Below are 784 nucleotides of genomic sequence, written 5' to 3'. Positions count from 1 at the left end.
AAAGCCATGGCAGGAAAAGCTTGCCATGGCTTTGGCTCCACTACGCAGTCGGCTTAACTCAGGTGTTAGGCCTCACATGTTCGAGATCATCGTATCTTGCAGCGGATTGAGCGACTCGATTGGGCGCGCTGCGGTCGCTGACATTGAAGAGGAGTTCTTGGAGCGGCCTTGGCACCAGGATGTTCATTGCTGGTGGGCGGACGGTCTGCTCATGCTCCGCGCGCGAAACAACTACGACGAGAACGGAGAAGCGCTTGCCGATGAATTCTCTGATGCGGTTTGCGCCTGTACCCCAATCGTGGCTGAGATCAGCATTCGGGTCGTCTCGGTTCGGAAGACCACCGGGCAGTGATGCCTAACAATGCGTTCAAGCCGAAGCCGCTTCGTTCCGCAAAGCCCATGGCAGATACAGCTTGCCATGTGCTTCGCTCCACTACGCGTCTCGGCTTAACTTAGGCGTTAGGTGGCTATGGAAACGCTTCTCTATCTCGCAGCAGTTCTTGCCGTAGCTCTTGGCGCAGCCCATTCGGTGCTGGGTGAGCGGTACATCCTCATCCGTTTGTTTCGCCGCAATGATCTGCCAAAGCTATTCGGCAGCTCGGAATTCACGATCCGAACGTTGCGCTTCGCCTGGCATGTCACCACAGTTGCGTGGTTCGGCTTTGCTGCGCTGTTGGTGCATGCGGGTCGCGGTGACCTCACAGTGTCCGGCATGGGGCCTGTCCAAGATTTTGTGTAACCGGGTACCCGGCAGGAGACTGTCGATCTACCCGGAGACACCATG

Annotated in this window: 2 protein-coding genes; both read left to right on the top strand. The window is 57.1% G+C overall.

Going from position 1 to position 784, the window contains the following annotated elements; translation table 11 throughout:
• Positions 1-352: hypothetical protein (locus tag ABD679_RS12540; protein WP_344760330.1), on the top strand; the 352-nt coding region annotated here is incomplete at its 5' end.
• Between the two features lie 117 nt (positions 353-469).
• Complete coding sequence (locus tag ABD679_RS12535; protein ID WP_344760329.1) at positions 470-739, top strand: hypothetical protein; 270 nt, start codon at positions 470-472, stop codon at positions 737-739.
• Positions 740-784: the final 45 nt, after the last annotated feature.

Source organism: Luteimonas lutimaris (assembly GCF_039537065.1).
Classification (GTDB): Bacteria; Pseudomonadota; Gammaproteobacteria; order Xanthomonadales; family Xanthomonadaceae; genus Luteimonas; species Luteimonas lutimaris.
The sequence above is the reverse complement of the archived record's forward strand: the minus strand, read 5'-3'. Positions and strand labels throughout refer to the sequence as shown.

What these genes read in the sequence shown, in the direction of transcription:
- ABD679_RS12535 (WP_344760329.1), top strand. Translation starts at nt 470, where the DNA reads ATGGAAACGCTTCTCTATCTCGCAGCAGTTCTTGCCGTAGCTCTTGGC.